Annotated in this window: 25 protein-coding genes; 16 read left to right on the top strand and 9 right to left on the bottom strand. The window is 58.1% G+C overall.

Going from position 1 to position 25,055, the window contains the following annotated elements:
* Window positions 1-27: 27 nt before the first annotated feature.
* Window positions 28-972, bottom strand: coding sequence for a LysR family transcriptional regulator (locus tag ED661_RS17765; protein WP_122075621.1), 945 nt, complete (start codon window positions 970-972; stop codon window positions 28-30).
* 95 nt (window positions 973-1,067) lie between these two features.
* Between ED661_RS17765 and ED661_RS17770 the strand changes: the two genes are divergently transcribed.
* Window positions 1,068-1,973: a sugar nucleotide-binding protein gene (locus ED661_RS17770; RefSeq protein WP_122075623.1), complete on the top strand. Its 906-nt coding sequence runs from the start codon at window positions 1,068-1,070 to the stop codon at window positions 1,971-1,973.
* Here the strand turns inward: ED661_RS17770 and ED661_RS17775 are convergent.
* The 4 genes from ED661_RS17775 to leuC form a co-directional block, all read right to left on the bottom strand.
* Entirely contained in the window at window positions 1,970-3,052 is a 1,083-nt protein-coding gene (locus ED661_RS17775) for an endonuclease/exonuclease/phosphatase family protein (protein ID WP_122075625.1), read from the bottom strand. The two genes, ED661_RS17770 and ED661_RS17775, sit on opposite strands and share 4 nt — an antisense overlap.
* Window positions 3,052-3,885 carry a hypothetical protein gene (locus tag ED661_RS17780; RefSeq protein ID WP_122075627.1) on the bottom strand — a complete coding sequence of 278 codons (834 nt, stop codon included), beginning with the start codon at window positions 3,883-3,885 and terminating at the stop codon, window positions 3,052-3,054. Before ED661_RS17780 ends, ED661_RS17775 begins: the two co-directional genes overlap by 1 nt.
* Window positions 3,886-4,375: 490 nt before the next feature.
* Window positions 4,376-4,981: a 3-isopropylmalate dehydratase small subunit gene (gene leuD / locus ED661_RS17785; RefSeq protein WP_122075629.1), complete on the bottom strand. Its 606-nt coding sequence runs from the start codon at window positions 4,979-4,981 to the stop codon at window positions 4,376-4,378.
* Between the two features lie 13 nt (window positions 4,982-4,994).
* Window positions 4,995-6,401 carry a 3-isopropylmalate dehydratase large subunit gene (leuC, locus tag ED661_RS17790; RefSeq protein WP_122075630.1) on the bottom strand — a complete coding sequence of 469 codons (1,407 nt, stop codon included), beginning with the start codon at window positions 6,399-6,401 and terminating at the stop codon, window positions 4,995-4,997.
* Between the two features lie 395 nt (window positions 6,402-6,796).
* Between leuC and rsfS the strand changes: the two genes are divergently transcribed.
* Both rsfS and rlmH read left to right on the top strand, forming a co-directional pair.
* Window positions 6,797-7,228, top strand: coding sequence for a ribosome silencing factor (gene rsfS / locus ED661_RS17800; RefSeq protein ID WP_174214197.1), 432 nt, complete (start codon window positions 6,797-6,799; stop codon window positions 7,226-7,228).
* Between the two features lie 104 nt (window positions 7,229-7,332).
* A complete protein-coding gene (gene rlmH, locus ED661_RS17805) occupies window positions 7,333-7,803 on the top strand; it encodes a 23S rRNA (pseudouridine(1915)-N(3))-methyltransferase RlmH (protein WP_122075894.1) in 471 nt (156 codons plus the stop codon).
* Window positions 7,804-7,859: 56 nt separating this feature from the next.
* On the opposite strand, the gene rpiB is transcribed toward rlmH, so the two are convergent.
* Window positions 7,860-8,309 (bottom strand): ribose 5-phosphate isomerase B, encoded by a 450-nt coding sequence (gene rpiB, locus ED661_RS17810; RefSeq protein WP_122075632.1) that lies wholly within the window; start codon window positions 8,307-8,309, stop codon window positions 7,860-7,862.
* A 116-nt stretch (window positions 8,310-8,425) separates the two neighbouring features.
* Window positions 8,426-8,782 carry a hypothetical protein gene (locus ED661_RS17815; protein WP_122075634.1) on the bottom strand — a complete coding sequence of 119 codons (357 nt, stop codon included), beginning with the start codon at window positions 8,780-8,782 and terminating at the stop codon, window positions 8,426-8,428.
* A gap of 151 nt (window positions 8,783-8,933) precedes the next feature.
* On the opposite strand from ED661_RS17815, the gene ED661_RS17820 reads away from it, so the two are divergent.
* The 7 genes from ED661_RS17820 (at window position 8,934) to ED661_RS17850 (ending at window position 15,961) form a co-directional block, all read left to right on the top strand.
* Window positions 8,934-10,382 (top strand): FAD-linked oxidase C-terminal domain-containing protein, encoded by a 1,449-nt coding sequence (locus ED661_RS17820; RefSeq protein ID WP_122075636.1) that lies wholly within the window; start codon window positions 8,934-8,936, stop codon window positions 10,380-10,382.
* Between the two features lie 60 nt (window positions 10,383-10,442).
* On the top strand, window positions 10,443-11,582 hold the full coding sequence (locus tag ED661_RS17825) for an FAD-binding protein (protein WP_162930175.1): 1,140 nt from the start codon (window positions 10,443-10,445) through the stop codon (window positions 11,580-11,582).
* 3 nt (window positions 11,583-11,585) lie between these two features.
* A complete protein-coding gene (glcF, locus tag ED661_RS17830; protein WP_122075639.1) occupies window positions 11,586-12,908 on the top strand; it encodes a glycolate oxidase subunit GlcF in 1,323 nt (440 codons plus the stop codon).
* A 184-nt stretch (window positions 12,909-13,092) separates the two neighbouring features.
* Window positions 13,093-13,881: a serine protease gene (locus ED661_RS17835; RefSeq protein WP_122075896.1), complete on the top strand. Its 789-nt coding sequence runs from the start codon at window positions 13,093-13,095 to the stop codon at window positions 13,879-13,881.
* Window positions 13,882-14,050: 169 nt separating this feature from the next.
* On the top strand, window positions 14,051-14,521 hold the full coding sequence (locus tag ED661_RS17840; RefSeq protein WP_122075641.1) for an Hsp20 family protein: 471 nt from the start codon (window positions 14,051-14,053) through the stop codon (window positions 14,519-14,521).
* A gap of 224 nt (window positions 14,522-14,745) precedes the next feature.
* Window positions 14,746-15,384 carry a TetR/AcrR family transcriptional regulator gene (locus ED661_RS17845; protein WP_122075643.1) on the top strand — a complete coding sequence of 213 codons (639 nt, stop codon included), beginning with the start codon at window positions 14,746-14,748 and terminating at the stop codon, window positions 15,382-15,384.
* A gap of 157 nt (window positions 15,385-15,541) precedes the next feature.
* Complete coding sequence (locus ED661_RS17850) at window positions 15,542-15,961, top strand: globin domain-containing protein (RefSeq protein ID WP_122075644.1); 420 nt, start codon at window positions 15,542-15,544, stop codon at window positions 15,959-15,961.
* A 105-nt stretch (window positions 15,962-16,066) separates the two neighbouring features.
* Here the strand turns inward: ED661_RS17850 and ED661_RS17855 are convergent, their stop codons facing one another.
* Window positions 16,067-17,539 (bottom strand): NAD-dependent succinate-semialdehyde dehydrogenase, encoded by a 1,473-nt coding sequence (locus ED661_RS17855; RefSeq protein WP_122075898.1) that lies wholly within the window; start codon window positions 17,537-17,539, stop codon window positions 16,067-16,069.
* Between the two features lie 189 nt (window positions 17,540-17,728).
* Here ED661_RS17855 and ED661_RS17860 point away from each other — a divergent pair, with 189 nt between their 5' ends.
* The 5 genes from ED661_RS17860 to ED661_RS17880 all read left to right on the top strand — a co-directional run bounded on the left by ED661_RS17860 (window position 17,729) and on the right by ED661_RS17880 (window position 22,050).
* On the top strand, window positions 17,729-18,517 hold the full coding sequence (locus ED661_RS17860) for an alpha/beta hydrolase (RefSeq protein WP_122075646.1): 789 nt from the start codon (window positions 17,729-17,731) through the stop codon (window positions 18,515-18,517).
* A 209-nt stretch (window positions 18,518-18,726) separates the two neighbouring features.
* Entirely contained in the window at window positions 18,727-19,935 is a 1,209-nt protein-coding gene (locus ED661_RS17865; protein WP_122075901.1) for an aminopeptidase P family protein, read from the top strand.
* Between the two features lie 379 nt (window positions 19,936-20,314).
* On the top strand, window positions 20,315-21,055 hold the full coding sequence (pssA, locus tag ED661_RS17870; protein ID WP_122075648.1) for a CDP-diacylglycerol--serine O-phosphatidyltransferase: 741 nt from the start codon (window positions 20,315-20,317) through the stop codon (window positions 21,053-21,055).
* A 74-nt stretch (window positions 21,056-21,129) separates the two neighbouring features.
* Window positions 21,130-21,396: a hypothetical protein gene (locus ED661_RS17875; protein ID WP_122075650.1), complete on the top strand. Its 267-nt coding sequence runs from the start codon at window positions 21,130-21,132 to the stop codon at window positions 21,394-21,396.
* Window positions 21,397-21,408: 12 nt separating this feature from the next.
* Window positions 21,409-22,050, top strand: coding sequence for a DUF1523 family protein (locus ED661_RS17880; RefSeq protein ID WP_122075652.1), 642 nt, complete (start codon window positions 21,409-21,411; stop codon window positions 22,048-22,050).
* Window positions 22,051-22,093: 43 nt separating this feature from the next.
* Here the strand turns inward: ED661_RS17880 and ED661_RS17885 are convergent, their stop codons facing one another.
* On the bottom strand, window positions 22,094-23,671 hold the full coding sequence (locus ED661_RS17885; RefSeq protein ID WP_122075903.1) for a DUF5928 domain-containing protein: 1,578 nt from the start codon (window positions 23,669-23,671) through the stop codon (window positions 22,094-22,096).
* Between the two features lie 139 nt (window positions 23,672-23,810).
* Between ED661_RS17885 and ED661_RS17890 the strand changes: the two genes are divergently transcribed.
* Window positions 23,811-24,629 (top strand): sulfotransferase family protein, encoded by an 819-nt coding sequence (locus ED661_RS17890; protein ID WP_122075654.1) that lies wholly within the window; start codon window positions 23,811-23,813, stop codon window positions 24,627-24,629.
* The last annotated feature ends 426 nt before the right edge of the window (window positions 24,630-25,055 follow it).

Consider the following 25,055-nt stretch of genomic DNA (forward strand, 5'->3'; position numbering starts at 1 on the left):
CTAAAAACAGTTGAAAAGGGCCTACCCCTATGGGGCCTCAGGGTCAACAACAGGCCTTGATTTCAAGGGCGCTGGCGTTGATTTGCCCGCAGTTTTTAGGGCTTTTGCCAAGAGCGACCAGACCCGGCGGATCCGGGGGGTTTCCCGCATGGCGCTATGGGTGGTCAGCCAGACCGGCAAAGGCGGGATTTCGACGCCCAGATCCAGCTCTGTCACGGTGTCATCCGCGCGGGCCACATCGCTTTGGCAAAAGCCGATTCCGCATCCTGCCCGCACCAATTGCCAATAGGTGGCCTGGTTGTCACAGCGCATGGCAAAGGCGCTGCGGTCCACCTGCCAGCCCATCGCCTGCATGGTGTTGAGGATCAGCTCATTGCTGTCATAGCCGACCAGATCATGGCTCCACAGCTCCTCTGCTGTCAGCGGCGTGCCGCGTCGCGCCAGATAGGATTTGGCAGCAAAAATCCCCAGCGGCAAATCGGTGATGTGCTGGGTGATCACATCCAGTTGCTTGGGGCGATACATGCGCAGGGCAATATCGGCGGCGCGGTAAAGCAGGTTCTCGCTTTCATCCGTTGGCACCAGTTCCAGCTCAATGCCGGGTTCGGCGGCGCGGATCTCAGCCAGAATGGGCGGCAGCAGGTAATGCGCGGCAAAGACGCTGGCAGTGATGCGGACGGTGCCGGCCAGCTCTTCGGACTGACCCGCTGCCTGAAGCGACAGTCGATACATCTGGGCCTGCATCTCGCGCGCCATAGGTAAAAGCGTTGTCCCGGCCTGCGACAGCTGCAACCCGCGCGGGTGGCGCTCAAACAGTTGTTGATTGAGATCGGATTCAAGGCTTTGAATATGGCGGCCCAGGGTCGGCTGGCTGCGCGATAACTGCCGCGCGGCTGCCGATAGTGAACCGCAATCGGCCACGGCCAGAAAGCTTTGAATCAGGGACCAATCGGTGATCATTGTCTTATCCATTCAATATTGAATGGCAGATATGACAAAATTGGCAATGCCATTTCCTGTTTGAATGGATGAGGCTGGGCGTAGAGTTAGGGACAGGAGAAAATAGGATGACCCAAACAGCCCTCATATTAGGCGCCTCCGGCCGGTTTGGCCGCGCAGCAGCAGAAGGCTTTGAACAGGCCGGATGGCAAGTGAAACGCTTTTGCCGTGGGCGGGATAGTCTTGCCCAGGCTGTTGCTGGGGTTGATGTGATTGTGAATGGCTGGAACCCGGCCTACCCGGATTGGGCGGCGCAGGTGCCGCAGCTGCATCGGCAAGTAATCAAGGCGGCTGAAACAAGCGGCGCGACCGTCATTGTTCCCGGCAATGTCTATGTCTTTGGGGCAAAGACGCCGGCACCCTGGTCTGAGAGCAGTCCCCATGCGGCGGTGAACCCACTGGGGCGCATCCGGATTGAGATGGAGGAGGCCTATCGTGCCTCCGATGCGCAGGTGATTGTGCTGCGGGCCGGGGATTTTCTCGACACTGAGGCCTCGGGGAACTGGTTTGATGCGATGATCACCGCCAAGCTGGACAAAGGCAAATTCATCTATCCGGGACGCGCGGATATTCCCCATGCCTGGGCCTATCTGCCGGATCTGGCAGGTGCCGCAGTTGGACTGGCCAACAGACGCGCGGCGCTGCCGCAGTTTTTGGATGTGCCTTTTGCGGGCTATACCCTAACAGGGGAAGAGATGCTTGCGGCAGTGAATGCCCATCTGCGCCGCCCTGCCAGGCTAAAGCAAATGTCTTGGCTCCCCCTACAACTCGCCCGCCCCTTTTGGCCCATGGGGCGCTGCCTGTTGGAGATGCGCTATTTGTGGGACACCCCGCACAGCCTGAACGGTGATCTGTTGCAGCAGCTTTTGCCAGCGTTTCAGGTAACACCGCTGGAACAGGCCCTGCCACATTGCTTACCCGAGGCGCTGCGTGCCCCTCAGTCCGGAGAAATGCGCAAGGCGGCTATGGCTTAGTCTAGGATGAGGTCGACCCAGACCAGCCGGTGACGGCTGGCACTTGCGGCAGGCGAGCTGGCGCTGTCTGGCCAGACCACCGCGGCCCCGGCAACCTGCAACTCCGCTGAGGGCAGTAGGTAGTCCACCCGCATGTGTCGTCCCTCTCCCCAATCCACGGTTTCGGTTCCAGCCTGCGGTGACTTGGGGCGTGGATCCTGCATCCTGGGGTCTTTTAACAGCTGGGCGATGCTCTCGCGGTGCCCGTCGCCCTTGTCGGGGTCCAGATTTGCGCCACCGGCAATGACAAAGCCATTGGTGGGCGGTAGAGCATTCTGTGTCGCCAGCTGCCCATCAAGAAACACCTGCCAGAGCCGGATTTCATCGGCATTGCGCAGCCCATTGCGGTCCTCAATCCCATCAAACAGCGGCGGTGCCGCCTGAAAACACAAGAGCGTCAGGCGCTGACCCTTTCCAAGCGCAACTGGCAGGACCCAATGGACGGTGGAGGACAGGCGTTGGATGGCCTGGGCCTGCTCTGAAGGAAAGGGGCTGCCGTCGGGGTGTTTGGGCAGGGTTGCGCCGGGAATGTCGCGCCACACAAGCGGCGTAAGGTCGATCATCTCCTCCACGCGCAGCGGATAGCGAGAAAGAACTGCCATGCCACCCCGACCTGTGTAATCGCCATAGCCCTGCGAATCTCCGGGTCCACCCAGGCGGCCATCGCCATCCAGATCAAGATCCGTGGCAAGGCCCGCATTGGGTTGGCTGGCAAAGAGATGTGGGTAGGGCGATCCGGCCTGCGCCAGCTTGCGCTCCAGCGCTTTGAGCGCCAGATTGTTGTGATCCCAGTCAACGCCCTGCAACAGCAGAATATCTGGCTGGGTCTCGGCAATGACGGCAACCACCGCAGCAATCTGTTCATCTCCGCCGCGCTCAATATCACGCAGCAGCAAACCCGGCCCCTTGCGGGAGAGCTCGGTATTGAAGGTGGCGATCCGCAGGGTTTCGGTCTGTGACCAAAGCGCCGACCCATATAAGACAAACAGCAATGAGAGGCCGGGCAATATGGAGAGAGGTCTCCACATCGCCCAGGACATCACGCGACCTGTAGGGCTTCGGCATGGGCGTAAACCGCCCGTCTTTTCTGGGCGATCAGATCCGCCACCCGCAGCATCGCCAGCCCGCGCATGATCATGGAGGCCGGCACAAAGGCCCAGCCCGCGATCACCCAGATCAGCATCTGCGGCGAGGTGAGGTGGCTGACATCGATAAGGCCAGACAAGAGCTTGATAGTGGCGGGAATAGCAAAGGGCAGCAAAACACCGATGATGATGTTGATCCGGCCATCGCGTTGCAACCGGGTGACGACATCGCCGCCGGTGGTCGGATCAAACAGTGGCAGGTTCACCCAGACGTTAAAGGCCCCATTGGCAACCGGCCAGTTGCCAACCCGAATGGCGAGGATAAAGCCCAGGATGGCCAGGGCGGATACGGCATAGGCGATGCCAGCAGCGCTCCGGACGAGGTGCAGGCTCTCGCTGGGGGTGTCCAAGGGCAGCATCAAGACCGTCAGCTGCACGGGCGAATAGGCAAAATCCAGGGCCTCGCCCAATGCTGTACCAAGGCTTTGTACCAGCGCAGTCAGCCCGGTTGGATCCAGCGCGTGACGGGTCAGCAGGCTGAGCAGGCTGACCATGGCAAAGGCCGCCACAAACCGCATTCGGTTCAGCGGTGGTGCCTCGCGGAATTCAACAAAACTGGGATAGTTGGAGAAGTACTCAGCAAAGGTCAAAGCTCCGCCAAGTATCGCCATAAGGACGATAATCTCCGGAGATTCTGTGGCGAAAACCGGCAGTACCATCGACGGCATTGCAATCAGCAATGCAACCAATAGACCACGAGTTGCCGCGCCTGTTATGCGAGCAAACACTGCTATTTTTCCCTTCAAACTGGACTGGACGGTACTTTGCCGTGCCCTTGTTCCAACTTGATGCACCCTGAAGTATCCAGAATGCGCGCCTCAATTTTGCCCCATTTGTGCATGGATTGAGCGTTGGGCTCAAGTTTCCAATTGTGGAAATTCGATTTTCTTTAAGGAAGGCCAGTGGCCTGATGCGGGAATGCATCAATTTTGACCATGCCTATCAGAGGCTTGCCAGATCTCTACCAGATATTGTGGTTCGGAGTTTTAAAACCCCTACCCGATCTGCGGATAAAGCAAACAGAAGGGGTGCGCGCTAGAATGAGGCGGATTTGTGGCGAATTTGTCTTAATTTGCGCTCAGATGGTGTGAGGGGAGGATTCGATTGGGCGTCTTTCCCCGCGGCGCGCCGAAATGACAAAGCCGCCCCAGTGGAGCGGCTTTGACTTTTAGTTATCTGGTGAAGCGCAGCAGGGCGCCAGAGCCAGAGATTAGCGCCTTAGACCCAGGGGCGTTCTTGCGCCATCTTGGTTTCATAGCTGTCGACCGAACTTTGCTTTTGCAGGGTCTGGCCGATGTCATCCAAGCCTTCCAGCAGGCATTGCTTTTTGAAGGCATCAACCTCGAAGGAGATCACTTCACCATCAGAAGTGGTGATCTCCTGCGCTTCCAGATCCACGGTCATACGGGCGTTCTCGCCCTTTTCCGCGTCCTTCATCAACAGATCAACCTGCTCTTGCGGCAGCACGATTGGCAGGATGCCGTTCTTGAAGCAGTTGTTGAAGAAGATATCGGCAAAGCTGGTCGAAACCACACATTTGATGCCAAAATCTGCAATCGCCCAGGGCGCATGCTCGCGCGAAGAGCCGCAGCCAAAGTTGTCACCAGCCACCAGGATCTCGGAGCTGCGATACTGCGGTTTGTTCAGCACAAAATCAGCGATTTCGGTGCCGTCGCGGTTGTAGCGCATCTCATCGAACAGGTTTTTGCCAAAGCCGGTGCGTGCAATCGACTTCAGAAACACCTTGGGGATGATCATGTCGGTGTCGATATTGACCAAAGGCATAGGTGCGGCGATGCCGGTGAGTTTTTCAAACTTTTCCATTTGTCTCGCTCCTTCAGATCAAATCACGGATGTCGGTCAGCTTGCCGGTGAGAGCAGCTGCGGCAGCCATGGCGGGTGACACCAGATGGGTGCGGCCTTTGTAGCCCTGACGCCCCTCAAAGTTGCGGTTCGAAGTCGCGGCGCAGCGCTCGCCCTCAGAGAGCTGATCGGGGTTCATCGCCAGACACATGGAGCAACCTGCGAGGCGCCATTCAAAACCAGCCTCGCGGAAGATATCTGCCAGGCCTTCTTCTTCAGCCTGGGCACGGACCAGGCCAGAGCCGGGAACGATCATGGCGCGCATGCCGTCCTTGATCTTCTTGCCTTTGACCACCTCGGCCACGGCGCGGAAATCTTCGATTCGACCATTGGTGCAGGAGCCGATGAACACGGTGTCGATTTCGATATCGGTCAGCTTCTGACCCGGTGTCAGACCCATGTACTCGATTGAGCGGCGGGCAGCTTCGACCTTGCCACCGGTGAAATCTTCGGGGTTTGGCACCACGCCGGTGATCGGCAGGACGTCCTCGGGCGAGGTGCCCCAGGTGACAACCGGCTGGATGTCTTCGCCCTTCAGAGTGACGACTTTGTCGAAATGGGCGCCCTCATCGGTGTAGAGCGTTTTCCACCAGTTCAGCGCGGCTTCCCACTGTGCACCTTTCGGGGCGTGGGGGCGGCCGTTGACGTAAGAATAGGTGGTTTCATCAGGGGCGATCAGGCCAGCGCGGGCGCCGCCCTCAATGGCCATGTTGCAGACGGTCATACGGCCTTCCATCGACAAATCACGGATGGCTTCGCCGCAATATTCGATGACATAGCCGGTGCCGCCGCCGGTGCCGGTCTCGCCGATCACCGCCAGGGTGATGTCTTTGGCGGTTACGCCGGGCTTCAGCTTGCCGGTGATCTCGACCTTCATGTTCAGGGATTTTTTCTGAATCAGGGTCTGGGTCGCCAGAACGTGTTCGACCTCGGAGGTGCCAATGCCATGGGCCAGAGCGCCAAAGGCGCCATGGGTGGCAGTATGGCTATCACCGCAAACCACGGTCATTCCGGGCAGGGTCCAGCCCTGTTCGGGGCCGACGATATGCACGATGCCCTGACGCACGTCAGAGACGGGGTAATAGTGCACGCCGAACTCTTTGGCGTTCTTGTCGAGCGCTTCGACCTGAATGCGGCTTTCGGTCGTCATCTGTGCCGGGTCTTCGCGACCTGCAGTGGTGGGCACGTTGTGATCCGGAACCGCGATGGTCTTGTCCGGTGCGTGGACCGAACGGCCCGCCAAGCGCAGACCTTCAAAGGCCTGCGGGCTGGTCACTTCGTGGACCAGGTGACGGTCGATATAAAGAAGGCAGGTGCCATCCTCTGCTTCATGCGCAACATGCGCATCCCAGATTTTGTCATAGAGCGTTTTGGGGGACATGTGTCCTCTCCCGTATTTTCAGGTGTATGTAGCTGGCTTAGGGCTTGGGCTGCGGCCTTATAGGCGCGCCAGGACCGTGCGGGCGGCACCATAGAATCGCTCGCGCAGGCGGGCGCGATCTTGCAACTCAATTGTCTGGGCCAATACGAGGGTCATAGGCGTCAGATACAGGCGGGCGAGCGGGCGATCAAGGGTCAGCTGGGGGAGATCACTGTAAACTGGGCAATCTTTCCTTTGAATCCTTGTAAATATGGCGCCTTCCCTCTTTCGGTGAGGGTTTAGATCAGGCAAGGAGTGCCGATGATTCGAATCCCGTAGCTGCTTTCATTGAAATCTGGCGCGGGAATTGCTATTTTTAGCATATCCCCAGCGCCGGGGGAGGGTCGGCGCGCCTTATGGAGGACAGTGTTCTGTCGACCGAACCTCAAGCGGCCAATGCCGCTGATAGCGAGGCAGCCGAGACCGCTGCCAAGAGCCGCCCAACCAATCTGGTATTGCTGGAGCGGATCCTGAGCTCTCTGGATGAAGACAAGGCCGAAGATGTCGTGCAGATCGATCTGCGCGGTAAGACGGCTATTGCCGATTTCATGGTCATCGCGACCGGCCGCTCAAGCCGCCAGGTGGCGGGTATCGCGGAAAAGCTGACCGACCGCCTGAAGCAGGAATATGGCATCCTGAGCAAGGTCGAAGGTCGTGACACCGGCGATTGGGTCCTGATCGATACCGGCGATGTTATCGTGCATCTGTTCCGCCCGGAAGTGCGTGAATTCTACCAGATCGAAAAGCTCTGGCAGCCCGGCATGACCCCTGGTCAGGACGGCGCCTAAATCAGGAATGACGCAACCGGGATGGCGCCATGTTTGGGGCCATCTTTTCTGTCCTCACCGGGCAAGCGGATTCAGGCGGCAATACTCAGCGAGGGGCTTTTCCGATGCGTATTCATATCTGCGCGGTTGGGCGGCTGCGCGCTGGGCCTGAAAAGACCCTCATCGATGATTATCTCACCCGATTTGACCGTACCGGACGAGCCCTGGGTCTTGGCCCGGCCCGCATTGTTGAGGTCGAAGACAAGAAAAACGCCGGCATGGGGGCTGAGGCAGCCCTGCTGCGCAAGGCCCTGCCCAAGGGTGCAGTGATCTGTACATTGGATGAACGGGGCAAGCTGCTCAGCTCGCCTGATTTTGCCACCCGTCTGGGCCATTGGCGCGATTCCGGGCGGCAGGATCTGGCGCTGATGATCGGCGGTGCCGATGGCATTGATCCCAGCCTGCGCGCCGAGGCGGATTTTTCAATCTCGTTTGGCAAGATGGTTTGGCCGCATATGATGGTGCGGCTGATGCTGGCCGAGCAGATCTACCGCGCGGCCACCATTCTGTCAGGCAGCCCCTATCATCGCAGCTAGACCCAGTGCCGCGCAGCTAGAGTTCTCCAGCTGCGCGTGCCGATCTCTGGGCGATGTTACCCTTCGGCGGGTTCGATCATCTCCATGCGGGTGGCATGGCGGCCGCCTTCGAATTCAGCCGACAGGAAGGCATCGACGATATCCAGTGCCAGGCCTTTGCCGACCACGCGGGCGCCGATTGACAGCATATTGGCATCGTTATGCTGGCGGATCATCCGGGCCGAAAACGTATCAGCGCAGACACCGCAGCGGATGCCTTTGACCTTATTGGCAGCCATCATGATGCCCTGGCCGGTGCCGCAGACAATAATGCCCAGATCATACTCGCCTGAGGCCACGCGCTCGGCGGCTTCGCGGCCGTGCTTGGGGTAATCCGTGCTCTCGGAGGTGGTGGGGCCGAGGTCCAGAACCTCCAAGCCTTGGCTGGCAATATGTTCCGCAATGGTCTGGCGGAGCTGGATGTCGGCGTGATCGCTGGAAAGAACGACGCGTTTTGTGGCTGTCATGGCAGGGGTGTCCTGTAGCAGAGGAGGAAGTCGCGGAGTGGCTGACCTGTGTCACAAGATGGCCCTTGCTGCAAGACGGGTGGGGCACTGGTCTGACCCGTTGCAGCGCCGCCTGATCACTTCAGATCTACAGTGAAGCGCCCCTCTGCCCAGCCATCGACCAGGCAGCGCGCCTGAATTTGGACCTGATGGGTTCCTTGAGGGATCACAACGCCGGACAGGGATCTGGTGAAGGGCTGTTCCTCAACATGGGGGTGGGCCAGAACCCGCAGCCCCAGCTCATTGCCCTGCATATCCAGCACCCGCCAGCCATCGGCGTAATGCTCCCATCCGGTATCCGGATGCGAGAGGGTAACGTCAAAGCGCCAGGTCGTGCCTGTCTGGGTGGCAGAGGCAGCCTCGATTCGTGGCTCATCGGCCAAAGCGGGCAGGGTAAGCAGGCCGAAAATGGCCGTCATCACATGTGTTTTCATGCCAGAACCCTAGCCTGTTTGTACTGTCATGACAGTCACGAAGCCGTGTCTCGCGGGCTATTTCAAAGGGGCGCGACAACTTCCCCCTTGCTTGAGAGGGGTAATTGGTAATATTACTTTACCAAATAGCGTGCCACCAAAGGAGAGCCCCATGGAGATGCCCGTCCCCGATTCCACCATTCTGGCCCGTAAGGCGCATCTGGCGCGGCGACTGGCTGCTGTATTGCCAGACGATGCCCTGATTCAGGATGAAATGGAGACGCGGGCCTATGAGTGTGACGGCTTGGCGGCATATCGTTGCCCGCCGCTGCTGGCTGTGCTGCCGCGCAGCACGCAGGAGGTCTCCGATGTTCTGCGGATCTGTCATGAGGAGGGGGTGCCGGTGGTGCCGCGCGGTGCTGGCACATCGCTGGCGGGGGGCGCCTTGCCCACCGCGGATAGTGTGATCCTGGGCGTTGCGCGGATGAATGAGGTGCTGGAAGCCGATTATGACAACCGGGTGATCCGGGTGCAGTCGGGGCGCACCAACCTCAGCGTCTCTGGCGCGGTTGAGGAGGAGGAGTTCTTCTACGCCCCTGACCCGTCGAGCCAGCTGGCCTGTGCCATTGCCGGCAATATCGCAATGAACTCAGGCGGGGCACATTGCCTCAAATATGGGGTGACCACCAACAACCTGCTGGGCGTGACCCTGGTGATGATGGATGGCACGGTGGTGGAAATTGGCGGCGCGCATCTGGATGCGGGTGGTCTTGATCTGCTCGGGGTGATCTGTGGCAGCGAGGGCCAGCTGGGTGTGGTGACAGAGGCCACGCTGCGGATCCTGCGCAAGCCCGAAGGCGCGCGCCCGGTACTGATTGGCTATGACAGCAATGAGGTGGCGGGGGCTTGTGTCAGCGATATCATCAAGGCGGGCGTTTTGCCCGTTGCTATCGAATTTATGGACCGGCCTTGTATCGAGGCCTGTGAGGCCTTTGCCAAAGCGGGCTATCCGATGTGTGAGGCGCTGCTGATTATTGAGGTCGAGGGCAGTGACGCGGAAATTGCCCATCAGCTGGAGCTGATCGTCGAGATCGCCCGCACCCATAATCCGGTAGAACTGCGTGAGGCCACAGATTCGGATGAGGCGGCGCGTATTTGGTTGGGGCGCAAATCCGCCTTTGGCGCCATGGGACAGATCAATGACTACATGTGCCTGGACGGGACCATCCCGGTTGGATCGCTGCCGCAGGTGCTGCGGCGCATTGGGGAATTGTCGAAAGAATACGGGCTTGATGTGGCCAATGTCTTTCATGCCGGTGACGGAAATATGCACCCGCTGATCCTGTTCGACGCCAATAAGCCGGGGGATCTGGAGCTCTGCGAGGAACTTGGTGCCGAGATCCTGAAGCTCTGTGTCGAGGTGGGCGGCTGCCTAACCGGAGAGCACGGGGTTGGCATCGAAAAACGCGATCTGATGCTGCATCAGTATAGTCCGGTGGATCTGGAGGCCCAGCTTTTGGTCAAGGATGTCTTTGATCCCAAATGGCTGCTGAATCCGGCAAAGGTTTTTCCACTCTCGGCAACCGAAGCACGCCGTGCACCAGCCCTGGCGGCTGAGTGAGGCAAACACGTGATGGGGGCTTTGCCCCCAAACCCCCAGAATATTTTTGGAAAGATGAAAATGTATACTCCACAGGATGAGGCTGAACTGGCTGAGGTGATCGCCAATGCGCGTGCCCCTTTGTGTATCAAGGGCGGCGGCACCCGTGGCTGTGGTGTCGAAGGTGCTGCCTTGAGCCTCGCTGGTCTGAGCGGCATTGAACTCTATGAACCGGGGTCCCTGACCCTGGTTGTCAAAGCGGGGACGCCTTTGGCTGAGATTGAAGCGCTCCTGGCCAGCGAGGGGCAGCGCATGGCCTTTGAGCCGATGGATGCAAGAGGTCTCTTGGGCACTGTGGGCGCGCCAACAATTGGCGGTGCATTTGCGACCAACAGCTCTGGGCCCCGCCGTATTCAGGCCGGGGCAGCCCGTGATTATCTGCTGGGGGTGCGCTTTGTTGATGGCGCCGGGCAGAGTGTGAAAAACGGTGGCCGGGTGATGAAAAATGTCACCGGCTACGATCTGGTCAAGCTTATGGCGGGGGCGCATGGCACGCTTGGTGTGATGAGCGAAGTTTCTTTGAAAGTTCTGCCCATCCCCGAGGCAGTGGCCTCTCTCAGCCTTGCCGTGGCAGATCTGCCGACGGCTGTGCGGGCGATGTCAGCGGCGCTTGGATCCCCCTATGATGTAACCGGCGCGGCTTATGATCCGATTGCCGGACTTGTACATATTCGCCTGGAAGGTTTTGCGCCTTCGGTCCAGTACCGTCAGGAAAAGCTGACAGCAGAACTGGCGGGTTTTGGCCTGGTTGCACTTCAAGATGACGCAGCTGGCCTTTGGGCGGGGATCCGCGATGTCTCTGCCTTTCAGGGAAGGGAAGGGGATGTCTGGCGGATTTCGGTAAAGCCAAGCGATGCGCCTCTTCTGGCGCCTGTGCTGGAGGCTGAGGCGCTGCAGTTTGACTGGGGTGGCGGGTTGATTTGGGCCTTGACCTCGGCAGGCTTGGATCTGCGGGCGAGGGTGGCGGCGGCCGGGATTGCTGGCCATGCCACCCTCGTGCGGGCTGATCAAGCAACACGGGCGGCGCTGGGCCAGTTCCAGCCACAGGCAAAGCCGCTGGAGGCGATCTCGGATGGGTTGCGGCGCAGGTTTGATCCGCGTGGCCTGTTGAACCCGGGCTTGATGAATGCTGGACAGATGCCCAGTGGGCAAAAGGGGTAGATCATGCAGACGACATTCACCAAAGAACAGCTGGCCGATCCTGCCATTGCCCGCTCAAACGAGATTTTGCGTGCCTGTGTGCATTGCGGGTTCTGTACCGCTACCTGCCCCACCTATCAGGTGTTGGGGGATGAGCTGGACAGCCCGCGCGGCCGGGTTTACCTGATCAAGGACATGCTGGAAAACAACCGCAAGCCCGATGCCAAGACGGTCAAACATGTGGATCGTTGCCTCAGCTGTCTGGCCTGCATGAGCACCTGCCCATCTGGGGTGCATTATATGCATCTGGTGGATCATGCCCGTGCCTATATCGAGCAGAACTACAAACGCCCCCTGACGGATCGGCTGCTGCGGGCGGTTCTGGCGCGTATTCTGCCCTATCCGGGGAGGTTCCGCCTGGCGCTGTTGGGGGCCAAGATCGCGCGCCCCTTCAAGGGCCTGGTGCCGGATGCGCGGCTGCGGGCCATGTTGGAGATGGCGCCAAAACAGATCCCGCCGGTTAGTCGCAACGATGATCCGCAAAGCTTTGCCCCAAAGGCACCGCAGAAAAAGCGGGTGGCGCTGATGACGGGCTGTGCGCAAAAGGCTCTGAACACCGATATCAATGATGCCACCATTCGTCTGCTCACCCGATTGGGCTGCGAGGTTGTGGTGGCCGAGGGTGCCGGCTGTTGCGGGGCGCTGACCCATCACATGGGGCGCGAAGAGGAAAGCCATGCGACGGCCGCCAAGAACATCCGCGCCTGGAGTGCCGAGATTGACGGTAAGGGGCTGGATGCCATTGTTATCAACACCTCGGGCTGTGGCACCACGGTCAAGGATTACGGTCATATGTTCCGCAATGATCCGCTGGCCGCAGATGCCGCGCGTATTTCCGAGCGCAGCCTGGATATCTCGGAATTGCTGATGCAGTTGGAGTTCCCTGAAGGGGCGGATAAAGACCTGACGGTTGCCTATCACGCGGCCTGTTCCCTGCAGCATGGACAACAGATCAAAACGCATCCCAAAACCCTGCTGAAACGCGCCGGGTTCAAGGTGGTTGAGCCTGCCGACAGTCACCTGTGTTGTGGCTCGGCCGGCACCTATAATCTGATGCAGCCGGAAATCTCCGGTGAGCTGAAGGCGCGCAAGGTGAAAACCCTGGAAGCCAAATCTCCGGACCTGATTGCGGCTGGCAATATCGGTTGCATGATGCAGATCGGTTCGGCAACGGAGGTGCCAATCCTGCATACGGTGGAGCTGCTGGATTGGGCGACAGGTGGGCCTAAACCAGCCGCCATGATCGGCGGCAGCCAGCGCGGGAGTGAGGTGCCAATCCTGCGCTGAGGGCCTGCGCCCCTGCAACACCCGCGGGGGAGACGGTATTTATTTCCCTTTGGGGCTGTCTTTCGAACGGCTATGCCGTATTTTTGCCGAAGCTTGCTGGTAGCACTGTCAGCAGTGAGGTGAGGAGACAGATTTGCTGAGTTTGCGTTTCATTGGACAGGGCTTTGCCGGGGTGTTCGGCCTGATGGGGCTCTTTCCCTTGGTGGCAGAGGCGGCGGACAGCCGATTGCAACGCATGGAGACCTCAGATGCAGGCCGTGGCTGGGAGGCTGTGGGGCGGTTGGACGTCAATGGCGAGGGCTTTTGTACCGGGTCACTGATCGCGCCGGATCTGGTGCTGACAGCGGCACATTGCCTGTATGATTCCCGCAGTGGTGCGCGCATCAAACCGCAGACAATCGAGTTTCTGGCGGGCTGGCGCAATGGGCGTGCCTCGGCCTATCGGACAGTGACGCGGGCCGTGGTGCATCCTGACTATATTTTTGATGGCGAGGTCTCCACCGATCGGGTGCGCAGGGATATCGCCCTATTGCAGCTGCAGCGGCCAATCCGCAATACCACTGTGATTCCGTTTCAGACGGACAGCCGCCCGCGCCGAGGCGCGGATGTGGGGGTGGTTTCTTATGCGCATGATCGTTCCGAAGCACCGTCGATACAGGAACTCTGCGCGGTGATGGCAAAACAGGAGGGGGTGTTGATCATGTCTTGCGACGTTGATTTTGGCTCCTCCGGCGCGCCGGTGTTTTCCTTTGATGGCGGCAAGCCGCGCATCGTTTCGGTGGTTTCTGCCAAGGCCGAGGTGGATGGAAAGCGGGTCTCCCTGGGGGCGGCTTTGGCGGAGGAGTTGCAGATCCTGCGGGCGCAGCTCACCAGTACCCGCATTGGCAATCGCATGCCCGAAGGCGTTGGGCGGGTCCAGGTCGGTGGTGCCCGCACTTCAGGTGGGGCGAAGTTTGTTCGGCCTGGCGGTTAGACATCGCGCAATACCTCGGTGCAAAGGTGCCTTGGCAGCGGCTCTTGTAATCGGGTGCAGCGTACATATTTCATGTTGTGTCAGGGTCGCCGGATGCCGGGGCCCAGATGACAACTGCCCGTCCCATCAGGGAGGGCAAATGAATGTCGCTCATACTCGAGGATAGAACATGCGTAGATTTGATTTTGCACCACTCAACCGTGCAACTATTGGTTTTGACCAGATCGCTGATCTGATGGACCGCGCCCTGAGCAATGATGTTGGGCAGCCCAGTTACCCTCCTTATAACATCGAAAAAACCGCCGCGGACAGCTACCGTATTTCGATTGCTGTTGCTGGTTTCAGCGAAGAAGACCTGACCGTTGAAGTGAAGGAAAACGCCCTGGTGATCTCTGCCCGCAAGGCGGATGAGTCCGAAGGACGTAGTTTTCTGCACCGTGGTATCGCCACCCGCGCCTTTGAACGCCGTTTTACCCTGGCGGACCATGTCCGTGTTACCGGCGCCAGCCATGCCGATGGCATGCTGCACATTGATCTGCACCGCGAAGTGCCCGAGGCGCTAAAGCCACGGCGGATTGAGATTAGCTCCACCGAGCCGCGACAGACCGCGATTGAGGCCGAGGCCCAGTCGATCAATTGATACCTGAGATCCAAATTCCGTTCTGTTCATAGGCTTTCTCCAGGGAGTCTGAATGGAGTGAGCATAACCCCGGACCACATATGTGGTTCGGGGTTATGTTTTTGTTTGTGGGGCGTTTGCAGGCGCTTTCAAGTGCGCTTACCGAGTGGTAGGTAAGGTTGCTTACCATATGGTAAGTTTTGCGAGGACCTGTTAGGTTTCACCGCACCAATTGGAGGCCTGACATGTCATCTGCCAAGCAGACTCAAAACGATTTGATAGACATTGCAAGGCGCCATTTCGCCGAACGTGGGTACCAGGGGACCAGCCTGGCACAGGTATCTGTGGAGCTGGGTGTCACCAAGCAGGCATTGCTGCATCACTTTAAGTCCAAAGATCTGCTTTACCGGGCGGTCCTGGATCAGTTGACCCAGGAGCTGGTGCAACTGCTTTTTGCCGCAATGGAGGAGGCAGAGGAGGCCGAGCGCCAGCTTGAGAGGTTCTTTGTCGCCCTATCGGCCCATTTTCAGGCGCATCGCTCAGCACCGGCTTTGCTGATTGGGGTTTTGATTGACGCACCGGGGCAGGCTGCTGTTGGCGGTACTGACCGCCCCCCATTACAGGATTTCCTCGAGCCTCTGGTGGCCTTGTTTCAGGCCACAGCCCGGTGGCAGGGGGCTGGTTTTTCGGCGGCTCTCACTGCTGCTATCGAGGTTTTGGGGGCCACCTGCTTGCTCCCAGCGGCGCGGGGAAACCTGACTCATCGGTTTGGGTGCGAACCGGTGGAGCAAGCCGAGCGTGTTGCCCTGGCGCAGGCCAGTGATCTAGTTCGGGCCGTGGTTCATGCCCAGGGCTTAGGGGGAGCCGGTCAGGGAAACCTTTGAACCGATTTCGCGCGTATGAGGAGAGTTTTCCTGAAGGATCAAAAATTACCCATGTCTCCTAAAAAATTAGATTTGGAAATTTTTGTCTCTTGCTTAAGTTGTCCAATAAAGGTGTAAATAAATAGTACCAATTGGTTTGTCGTGAAGGGGTAACGGAATGGAAGCTAAGGACATCGCAGAGATGCAGTCCAGTTTTTCAACGATTTACGCAAGAAAAGCTGAACTGGCGGAACGCTTCTATGTCCATCTTTTTGACCTTTTGCCCGAGGTTGAACACCTGTTTGGAAATGATTTTTCCAAGCAAAAGGAAATGTTCGCCTCCATGTTGACCTATTGCCTCAAAGGCGTGACCAACAACCAGAGTATGACCCATACCGGGATTAGCCTGGCCAAAACCCACGCACGCTATCGTCTTGGGCAGCGCGAGATTGAACTCGCCGGGAAGGCGGTAATGGCGGCTTTGCAGGATGTGCTGGGCGATGATCTCACACCAGCGCAGGGCCATGTTTGGGAACAGGCCATTACGGGTGTCATGCAGTTGCTTTTGTCTGAGGGCCATGCCGATCTGATGTCGTAATCCAGGCAATACTTCAGGCCTGGAGATCGTAGAAACCTGAGCCGGGCCCCAATGTGACATCGGGGCCCAGAAATTGTTGATGGTCTAAAGGCCTGCCTGCCGCAGTTATACCGCCATGCAGATATATTTCATTTCCAAGTAGTCTTCGATGCCGTGGTGGCTGCCTTCGCGACCCAGACCAGATTGCTTGACCCCGCCAAAAGGCGCGACCTCGGTAGAGATGATACCGGTGTTGACGCCGACAATGCCATATTCCAGCGCTTCAGCGACCTTGTAAACGCGGCTCAGATCTTTGGCGTAGAAATAAGACGCGAGGCCAAAGATGGTGTCATTGGCCATCTCGATCACCTCGTCCTCATTTTCGAACTTGAACAAGGGGGCCAGCGGACCAAAGGTCTCATCGGTGGCAAAATCCATGTCGCGGGTGGCGCCGGTCACGATGGTGGGCTGGAAAAAGGTCCCACCCAATTCGGATGGGTTGCCGCCCAGGATAACTTCCGCACCTTTGGCGGTGGCATCGGCAATGTGATCCTGCACCTTGGTGACGGCTTTGGCATTGATCAGCGGCCCGAACAGGATGCCGTCTTCCATGCCATCGCCAACTTTCATTTTGGAAACAGCGTCTTTCAGCTTGGCGGCAAAGGCGTCATAGACCCCGGCCTGCACATAGATCCGGTTGGCGCAGACGCAGGTCTGGCCGTTGTTGCGGAATTTGCACATGATGGCACCTTCCACGGCGGCATCCAGATCGGCGTCATCAAAGACGATGAAAGGCGCGTTGCCGCCCAGCTCCATCGAGCATTTCATCACCGTATCGGCGGCCTGGCGCATCAGGATGCGGCCCACTTCGGTCGAGCCGGTGAAGGTCAGTTTGCGCACCGCGTGATTGTCGCAGAACTCCTTGCCGATTTCCGAGGCATTGGAGGAGGGTACGACGCTGAAGACACCAGCAGGGATGCCGGCACGATCCGCCAGCACCGCCAGGGCGGTGGCGGAAAGCGGTGTGAGCTCGGCAGGGCGGGCGACAAAGGCGCAGCCAGCGGCCAGCGCCGGGCCAGCCTTGCGGGTGATCATTGCATTGGGGAAGTTCCAGGGCGTAATCGAAGCCGCAACGCCAATGGGCTGTTTCAGCACGGTGATGCGTTTGTCGCGCTGATGGCCGGGAATGGTTTCACCGTAGATGCGTTTTGCTTCTTCCGCGAAGAACTCGATAAAGGAGGCGCCATAGGCGATCTCACCACGGGCCTCGGCCAGGGGTTTGCCCATCTCTGCGGTCAAGATAGCTGCCAGGTCTTCCTGATTGGCCATCATCAGATCGTACCATTTGCGCAGCACATTTGCGCGTTCCTTGCCGGTCCATTTGGCCCATTCTTTCTGCGCGACATCGGCCTGTGAAATGGCGCCAGCCACCTGCGCGCGGCTGACATCGGCCACCTGGGCAATGACATCGCCACGGGCCGGGTTGGTAACGTCAAAAGTACCTTCGCCATCGGTGAAAGCACCACCGATATAGGCGCGGGTCTCCAATAGGGTTGGGTCGCTTAGCAGCGATTTCAGCGCGGTAGTGGTCTGTAGCATAGGGGCCTCCCGGGGGGTGTTTGTGGCGGCATGGAAAACGGTTTCGGATAGATATGTCCAGAAAGAACCATGAGTCCAGAATTTGATCATAAATAACTTCACTTGTTAATCTTATTCTATTTGAGAGAAGAACATTTGACAATGGTCGGGCCAGATAGTCACTTGATGCACAATTAGGGGAGCAAACTCATGGAATTGGACGACGCCTATGCAAATGGGGCTCATATTGCGGGCGCTGAGGATTTTCCGCCGCGCTGGGCGGCCTCGGCTGAGGACTTCCGCAACAGCCTGCATGAAAGGGCGCGCCTGGATATCCCCTATGGCAAGGGCGAGAGGCAGCGCTTTGACCTCTTTATGCCTGAAACAGCCCCAAAGGGTGTGCTGATCTTTGTTCATGGCGGTTATTGGATGGCCTTTGACAAAAGCTCCTGGTCGCATCTTGCGGTTGGGGCCTTGGCCCATGGTTGGGCGGTCGCCATGCCCTCCTATGATCTCTGCCCAGAGGTGCGGATCGCGGATATCACCCAGCAGGTTGCCAAAGCCCTGCTCCGGATTGCAGAGGAGGTGCCGCAGGTGCCGATCTCGCTGGCGGGGCACTCGGCGGGGGGGCATCTGGTGGCCCGGATGCTGGATCCTGAGGTGCTTCCGGAGGCGGTTGGCGCGCGCCTGAAGATGGTGGTCCCCATTTCACCTCTGTCTGATCTCCTGCCGCTGCTGCGCACCTCGATGAACGACAAGTTCCAGATGGATTGTGACAGCGCCAAGGATGAAAGTCCGGTGGAGATGCAGGATCGCTACACTGCCGATGTTACTGTCTGGGTGGGGGCCGAAGAGCGCCCGGCTTTCCTCGATCAGGCGCAGTGGCTGGCTGATGCCTGGCATGCGGATCATGTGATTGCTTTTGGCAAACATCATTTCAATGTGGTGGAGCCCCTGGCGGACCCCGAAAGCGACCTGGTGCGACTGCTTGTCAGCTAGCGCCTGAGGCCTCACGCGGTGTGAGATCCGCTAATCAGAATGCCGTTGATTGAGGTGGCGAAAAAATTCGCTTGCCTCAATCGAGATTCACAGCCATGTTCCCGCTCAGGGCCAGGCGATGGCGTCGCCGCATGGAATACATGCTGTCCTTTAATCTCAAAAACCGTCCTGAACGCCGGGACCTTTCTTGTAAGAAGGAAGGGTCTGATATGACTTCACGTCCTGATATGTATCGTTTTCACAATGGTGAAAAAGCGCCGCTGCAATTTGCAGTGTCTGAATATGAGGCGCGCATTGCGGGCCTGCGCAAAATCATGATCGACAACGGGGTGAGCGCCGCTGTCTTCACCTCGATGCACAATATCTCCTATTACTCCGGCTTTACCTATTGCGCCTTTGGGCGCCCTTATGGCCTGGTGGTCACCGCCGACGAGGCCGTGACGATCTCTGCCGGGATCGATGCTGGCCAGCCCTGGCGGCGGTCGTTCTGTGACAACATCACCTATACCGACTGGCAGCGCGACAATTTTTGGCGTGCGATCAAATCGGTCTCGGGTGAGGGTGTTGTTGTTGGGTTTGAAAGCGACCACCTGACCCTGCTGCAAAAGGCAAAACTCGAAGGCTTCCTGAGCCCCTCCAAGCTGGTGGATCTGTACGAGCCCACTATGGTGCAACGCATGGGCAAATCCGCGGCGGAACTGGATATGATCCGCGCTGGTGCCGCCGTTGCTGACGTGGGTGGTTTTGCCATTCGCGATGCCGTCAAGGAAGGCGCGCGCGAGATAGATGTGGCCATGGCTGGTCGTGACGCGATGGAGCTGGAGATTGCCAAGCGGTTCCCGGATGCAGAGTATCGTGACAGCTGGGTCTGGTTCCAGTCCGGCATCAATACCGATGGCGCTCATAACCCGGTGACATCACGTCAGTTGCAGCGCGGCGATATCCTCAGCTTGAACACCTTTCCGATGATTTCCGGCTATTACACCGCGCTGGAACGCACCATGTTTGTGGGCGAAGTGGATGCCGAGAGCCTGCGCATCTGGGAAGCCAATGTGGCGGCGCATGAGCTGGGAATTTCCCTGCTGAAGCCGGGCGCCAGCTGTGCCGAAATCACCCATCAGATCAACGCCTTCTTTGAAGAGCAGGACCTGCTGCAATATCGCACCTTTGGCTATGGTCACTCATTTGGTGTGCTGTCGCATTATTATGGTCGCGAAGCTGGTCTGGAACTGCGTGAAGATATCGACACGGTGCTGGAACCCGGCATGGTGATTTCGATGGAGCCGATGCTGACAATCGCCGACGGCCAGCCTGGCGCCGGTGGCTACCGTGAGCATGACATCCTGATCATCCATGAAGATGACAACGAGAATATCACCAAATACCCCTATGGGCCTGAGTTCAACGTAGTTGGCTAACTGGCCAGGCGCTGCGCTCTGAACTGAGCGCAGCGCTCCCGCCCGGATTTGATCCCTGTCGGCATCGCTCCCGTTGGGCATGGCACCGCGCCCAAGGCGCGGTGCTGTCACGTGATACGGCCAGAGTTGTGGTTTAAAACATGCGTGTAAAATCTGGTTCCTTGGGGCAGTGGGGGGAGAAATTCTACAGTTTTGGGGGGCTGTTCTTGCTCTCTGGGATGGCTTCCTCTTGCTTTCAAGGTGAAATCTCTTATGAGTGAGCGGTCTCACCTTGCTGTTCAAGAAGCCTGCACTTCAGAAGCAGATTCGATTTTGACAGCGGGTGGGGATCTGTTTCCAACAGATGAAATCTGTCTCATACAAGTGACCACGCCGCGCCATGGATGAACCCCACGACAAAAGACTGACCGAATTTGCGCTGATCCAACTCTTGCCAAATATCATGACGGTAGGCGCAATCTGTGCCGGGCTTTCGGCTATTCGCTTTGGGGTGCAGGGCAATTACGTGCTGGCGGTGCAGCTGATCCTTGCGGCGGCCATCCTGGATGGGTTGGACGGGCGTCTGGCACGGGCCCTGGGCAGTGACAGCAAGATGGGGGCCGAGCTGGATTCGCTGGCAGATTTCCTCAACTTTGGTGTGGCCGCGCCTCTGGTGATCTATTTCTGGGCGCTTCAGGACATGAGCAATGCCGGCTGGATCTCCGTGCTGGTGTTTTCTGTCTGCTGTGTGGTGCGACTGGCCAGGTTCAACGTGGCCGCCAAATCCGATGAGGTGAGTGAGGTGCCCAGCGGCTACTTTGTTGGCATTCCTTCGCCGGCCGGCGCGCTCTTGGCGATGCTGCCGATGTTCATCTCCTTTGCCTTTGACGCAGGCACTGGCTTTCCCAAGCTGTTGATCTGTTTGCACATGGTTGTCATCGGATTGCTGATGATCAGCCGCATTCCAACCTGGTCGCCTAAAATGGTCCGCATTTCGCGCGAGAACGTGAAGTATTTTCTGGTGGCCTGTGCTTTTGCCGGAGCGGCCGTTCTGACCTACGCTTGGTCAACTCTGGTGGTGCTCTGCCTCAGCTACGTGGTTCTGGTGATCTGGGGGTTGATCACAAAACCCGCTGAATGACCCCGAGCTTGCCGAGGTTTTTGTTGCGCTCCCTTGGACGCGCGGGCCTTGATACTGCAAACTAGGAGGCCGAGATGTTCGCCTTTCTTCGCTTGTCATTGTTGCTTCTGGTGGGGCTGACCCTGGTCTATGGCGCCCTGTCGCTTTATTCGCGTGAGCGGCGACGTGCCAAGTTGAAACGGCGCTGGGCAGAGAAGGGGTTGACCGGAGACCGGCGGACCTTCATCCAGCGGGGGCTGAAACAATACGATCATTCCCTGCGGCGTCGGTTGATCCTCTTGGTCTATTTCCTGCCGCTGGGCGCAATTGCGCTGGTCATTTATATGGTAAACTTTAGCTGAGGGGCATTTGTCATGGCCTATATCAAATGGGGATTTTTGATCACGGTCTGGTCTGCCTTTGCAGCCTTCCTGCATTATACCCTGCCGCAATACGATGTGGTGCGGATTGTCAGCACCTATGAGGAACGCCAGGAGCTGGACAATTGGAAGCGGATCTTCTGGTCTACTCCGGATAGCCAATCACAGGCCGCCGTGACCCGGGATGTTCAGTTCATTCAATCCTTCCGCGCCAATGGGGATGCCATCGTTTACCGCAACGAGGACACTGGCTGGCACTGGCCGCCCTATTTCAAGTTCGACACTGCCAATCTCTATACCGAGGCAAACGATGCTGTCTCGACCAAGGATGATCCGGAATGGGTTGTGGTCCTGCACTACGGCTGGCGCAGTGTGTTTTTGTCCACCTTCCCCAATGCGATCTCGATCACGCCAGGTTCCGGCCCTGAGGACAAGCCAGTCAACTGGTTCAATATTGTCTTCCTGACCCTGTTGGCGGCGCTGTTTTGGGCGATCTACGTGCGTTGGCGCCGGTTCCGCCGCAATCGGATTGATCCGGTGCTGGAAGAGGTCGAAGACGGGTTCTATGCAGCAGGAGATGCCATTTCTGAACGGCGCGGGCGACTGCGGCGCTGGTTTGCCAACCTAAGGGGCTAACCCTTTTGCGGCCTGTCAAAAGGCGGGCCTACAAGAGGTGTTTCTAATCGGCAAAGAGATGTGGCGTCTCGGCCAGCTCTTTGGCGGATTCAAACGGCAGGCTGAAGAACTGCATGAGCCGGTCGGCGTTTTCCTCAGCGCTGTCGGATTCGCGAATGATCGTGTAGTTTGAATAGCCTGAATCGCGAATGCGGTCTGCTTCATAGATAATGTCGTTGCGGATAGTTGGCAGCAGCCGCTCCAGTGTCTGCTGGGGGGTGCGCTCCCCTGCCAGCCCGACCCGATGCGCATGGCCAATCAGATAGTCATCGGTGAACTCGCATTCGATCTGCAAAGTGCGGGTGGTTGACCGGTCCGAATTGAAGTCATTCATCAGTTCCAGCGCCGAAGGATCCATACAAATGACCAGCCGATCCGTGTCATAATACTCAAACAACATCCGCATCAGTGCCCGCCGGTGCCGGGTGCGTTTGCTCAAAGAGGCCTGGATGCCACCAAGATCGGGCAGCGGCGTGCCTTCCTCGTGGAACAGATATTCAATAGCCGGGATATTGGTGCTTTTACGTAGCTGGTCGATCAGGCGCTTGGCCACATGCCACTTCTTGCAAACCACGATCATCAGCTCGCGCTCACGTCCCAGCGAGCTTTCTTTTTCCCAGAATCGGGTGGCAAAGCGGCGGCCGATGCGGCCACGCTTTATCAGGAATTTGTAGAGGCTGCGGCCCTCATTGGAGATTTGGAAGCTCACGCCCTGGGCGGCGTAAAGACGCCCCAGACGCAGTTTCAACTCCTTGGCGTCAGGGCTGATTTTGCGGGCAAAGAGAAAGTCCTGACTGAGCAGGAGATCATAGTGATCGTTGTAGAAGTTCACTGGCATGCCGTAGTCGGTGAACATCAAAAAGGTCAAGGTGCGGCTGTCGATTTCGGATCCGGGAACCAGATGGCGCACCAGGGTCTGGAAAAAGGTTTCATCCGGGATCCAGGTGGTCTGGAAAAAGCGGATGATGTCTTTGCGTTGTGTCAGCAAATCAAAGATGGATTCCACGGTGCGGCGGCGCAGACACCACCATTGGCTGCCGATCTGTACCTGGATATCGCTGGGGATTTCCCGCTTTAGCCCAAGCTTCTTTTGCAGGTTCACGCTGCCATAGAATAGCGCTTTGTTGTTGCGTTCATTAAAGAAATGGCGATAGGTCAGCCGCTCTTCCTTCATGCCGGTCTTGATCCAGTCACTCTCGAAGAAGTCAAAGCTTTCGACAAAATCGCAGTCGTGGCGGTCCAGAAAGTCATGGGCATATTCGGCGGTTTTGACCGCCATGCAATCGCCCGAAAGCATGTAGAAATGGGTGGCGCGTGGGAAGGCTTCGATGGCGCTGCTCAGCGCGTGTAGGGTGGCCTGCACCAGAGACCATTCGCCCCAGCCACATTTGATACGCTTTTTGGCAAAGCAGACGTTTGGGTTGTCTGCCAGTGCCCTTTGAATGCTGGCGTAATCCTCTGGATTGGCACGGCGGTCAAAGTGGATGGACATGTAGTCGCCGACTGCAGTCAGCTGCTCAGCCTGCTGAATGATCGCTTCGGGATCCTTGTGGCAGAGCAGTATATACGCAATTTTTGCCATTTTGGAGACGATACACCCTGTTTCTGCCTGATTGTCCCCTTGATAAAGGCGCAAGCCCATTGAATAAACCAGATTATTTGAATTTTATGCTGAGATGTGGATTGTACCGCAAAAGCGGCACGACTGGAGGAAGGCTGACATGGGATTTCCGGGCACCTGGATGACCGAGAGCGAGAGCGTCATTTATCGTGTGGTGCCAAAATGCGCCTGCTCGACCATTGGCCAGATCCTGCACTATTCGGATCACGGCGAATTTTTTGAGGGCGATATCCATGATGCGCAGAAGGGGCTGCACAAATGGGCGCTGGATCACAGCCAGGGGCCGATCACCCGCAATGTCCGCGGCCAGCGGACCTATGCTTTCACCTGTGTGCGCAATCCCTATACCCGGGTGCTCAGTTCGTTTTTTGACAAGATCTGCGGCATTCAGCGCAATGGCAAACGCTATCGCGGCAATCTGGTGCCCAAACTGATCTATGAATATGGCATCGAAGTCGGCGGCGAGGACGGCAAGCAGGAGTTCGACCAGATCCAGAGTTTCCGCCGATTCCTGCTCTTTGTCCGCGACAGCATTCGCTTCCGCCGCCCGATGGATCCGGATATCCACTGGTCAGCCATGTCGGGCCATGTCTCGACCTTCATCTGGAATGGTGGCCGCTACAACAAGATCTTCTGGACCGAGGATTTCAACAGCGGCATGCAGGAGGTGCTGGAGGCCATCGAGACACCTCATGCGGTCGACCTGGGCGCGATCCCGCGCTTCAATGAGAGCGAAGGTCATGGCCCCAAACGGGCGCATCCGGTTGAGGACTATTTTGACGACCTATCGATGCATCTGATCTACGAGATCTACAAACGCGATTTTGAGCTGTTCAAATACGACTTTGAGGACCCCTCCAACAAGATGCCGATTGGAGAGATTGATCTCGACGAGGTGCACGCCAAACTCGGCGAATAGCCTTGGTATAGCCGGAGCAGGGGTGGGCTCCCGCCCGTCTCGGAACAATCTACAGATTGTTCCTCCCCCGTTGGGGGTGGCGCCGCGCTGACGCGCGGCGCTGGCGTGGTCAATACAACCCCCAGCTTTACGGCTTGCGCCCTGTTCTTGGATCTAGGGCGGCAAAGCCGCCGCGCCTTGGCGCGGGCTACCCTTGAGGCGGGATTTTGTGTCGAAAATCCAGAGGACGCGTTGGCGGCAGACCTGCCCCAGATCTGCTTCTCAGCAGAGTGGAGTGTCTCATCTGCCCTGCTCCAAGTGTTTCGATGGCTAGGCTAGATTGGCAGCGCAACCCGCGCCGGGCTTTGCCCGGCGCCATGCCCAAGGCCTCTGGTTGGCTTTTGCCGAAAGGCAGAAGGCAGCTAGAGGGGGCGGGAGCGCTTGGGG

It is taken from the genome of Pseudophaeobacter sp. EL27 (assembly GCF_900313025.1).
Lineage (GTDB): Bacteria > Pseudomonadota > Alphaproteobacteria > Rhodobacterales > Rhodobacteraceae > Pseudophaeobacter.

Excerpts from the sequence above, each read along its gene's own strand:
- ED661_RS17775 (WP_122075625.1), bottom strand. The coding sequence starts at position 3,052 with ATGTCCTGGGCGATGTGGAGACCTCTCTCCATATTGCCCGGCCTCTCA.
- rlmH (WP_122075894.1), top strand. The coding sequence starts at position 7,333 with ATGCGTATTCATATCTGCGCGGTTGGGCGGCTGCGCGCTGGGCCTGAA.
- ED661_RS17770 (WP_122075623.1), top strand. The coding sequence starts at position 1,068 with ATGACCCAAACAGCCCTCATATTAGGCGCCTCCGGCCGGTTTGGCCGC.
- ED661_RS17825 (WP_162930175.1), top strand. The coding sequence starts at position 10,443 with ATGTATACTCCACAGGATGAGGCTGAACTGGCTGAGGTGATCGCCAAT.
- ED661_RS17840 (WP_122075641.1), top strand. The coding sequence starts at position 14,051 with ATGCGTAGATTTGATTTTGCACCACTCAACCGTGCAACTATTGGTTTT.
- ED661_RS17845 (WP_122075643.1), top strand. The coding sequence starts at position 14,746 with ATGTCATCTGCCAAGCAGACTCAAAACGATTTGATAGACATTGCAAGG.
- ED661_RS17855 (WP_122075898.1), bottom strand. The coding sequence starts at position 17,539 with ATGCTACAGACCACTACCGCGCTGAAATCGCTGCTAAGCGACCCAACC.
- ED661_RS17865 (WP_122075901.1), top strand. The coding sequence starts at position 18,727 with ATGACTTCACGTCCTGATATGTATCGTTTTCACAATGGTGAAAAAGCG.
- glcF (WP_122075639.1), top strand. The coding sequence starts at position 11,586 with ATGCAGACGACATTCACCAAAGAACAGCTGGCCGATCCTGCCATTGCC.
- ED661_RS17880 (WP_122075652.1), top strand. The coding sequence starts at position 21,409 with ATGGCCTATATCAAATGGGGATTTTTGATCACGGTCTGGTCTGCCTTT.
- ED661_RS17875 (WP_122075650.1), top strand. The coding sequence starts at position 21,130 with ATGTTCGCCTTTCTTCGCTTGTCATTGTTGCTTCTGGTGGGGCTGACC.
- ED661_RS17860 (WP_122075646.1), top strand. The coding sequence starts at position 17,729 with ATGGAATTGGACGACGCCTATGCAAATGGGGCTCATATTGCGGGCGCT.
- ED661_RS17850 (WP_122075644.1), top strand. The coding sequence starts at position 15,542 with ATGGAAGCTAAGGACATCGCAGAGATGCAGTCCAGTTTTTCAACGATT.
- ED661_RS17820 (WP_122075636.1), top strand. The coding sequence starts at position 8,934 with ATGGAGATGCCCGTCCCCGATTCCACCATTCTGGCCCGTAAGGCGCAT.
- rpiB (WP_122075632.1), bottom strand. The coding sequence starts at position 8,309 with ATGACAGCCACAAAACGCGTCGTTCTTTCCAGCGATCACGCCGACATC.
- ED661_RS17765 (WP_122075621.1), bottom strand. The coding sequence starts at position 972 with ATGGATAAGACAATGATCACCGATTGGTCCCTGATTCAAAGCTTTCTG.
- ED661_RS17815 (WP_122075634.1), bottom strand. The coding sequence starts at position 8,782 with ATGAAAACACATGTGATGACGGCCATTTTCGGCCTGCTTACCCTGCCC.
- leuD (WP_122075629.1), bottom strand. The coding sequence starts at position 4,981 with ATGGAAAAGTTTGAAAAACTCACCGGCATCGCCGCACCTATGCCTTTG.
- leuC (WP_122075630.1), bottom strand. The coding sequence starts at position 6,401 with ATGTCCCCCAAAACGCTCTATGACAAAATCTGGGATGCGCATGTTGCG.
- ED661_RS17885 (WP_122075903.1), bottom strand. The coding sequence starts at position 23,671 with ATGGCAAAAATTGCGTATATACTGCTCTGCCACAAGGATCCCGAAGCG.
- ED661_RS17835 (WP_122075896.1), top strand. The coding sequence starts at position 13,093 with ATGGGGCTCTTTCCCTTGGTGGCAGAGGCGGCGGACAGCCGATTGCAA.
- rsfS (WP_174214197.1), top strand. The coding sequence starts at position 6,797 with ATGGAGGACAGTGTTCTGTCGACCGAACCTCAAGCGGCCAATGCCGCT.
- pssA (WP_122075648.1), top strand. The coding sequence starts at position 20,315 with ATGGATGAACCCCACGACAAAAGACTGACCGAATTTGCGCTGATCCAA.
- ED661_RS17890 (WP_122075654.1), top strand. The coding sequence starts at position 23,811 with ATGGGATTTCCGGGCACCTGGATGACCGAGAGCGAGAGCGTCATTTAT.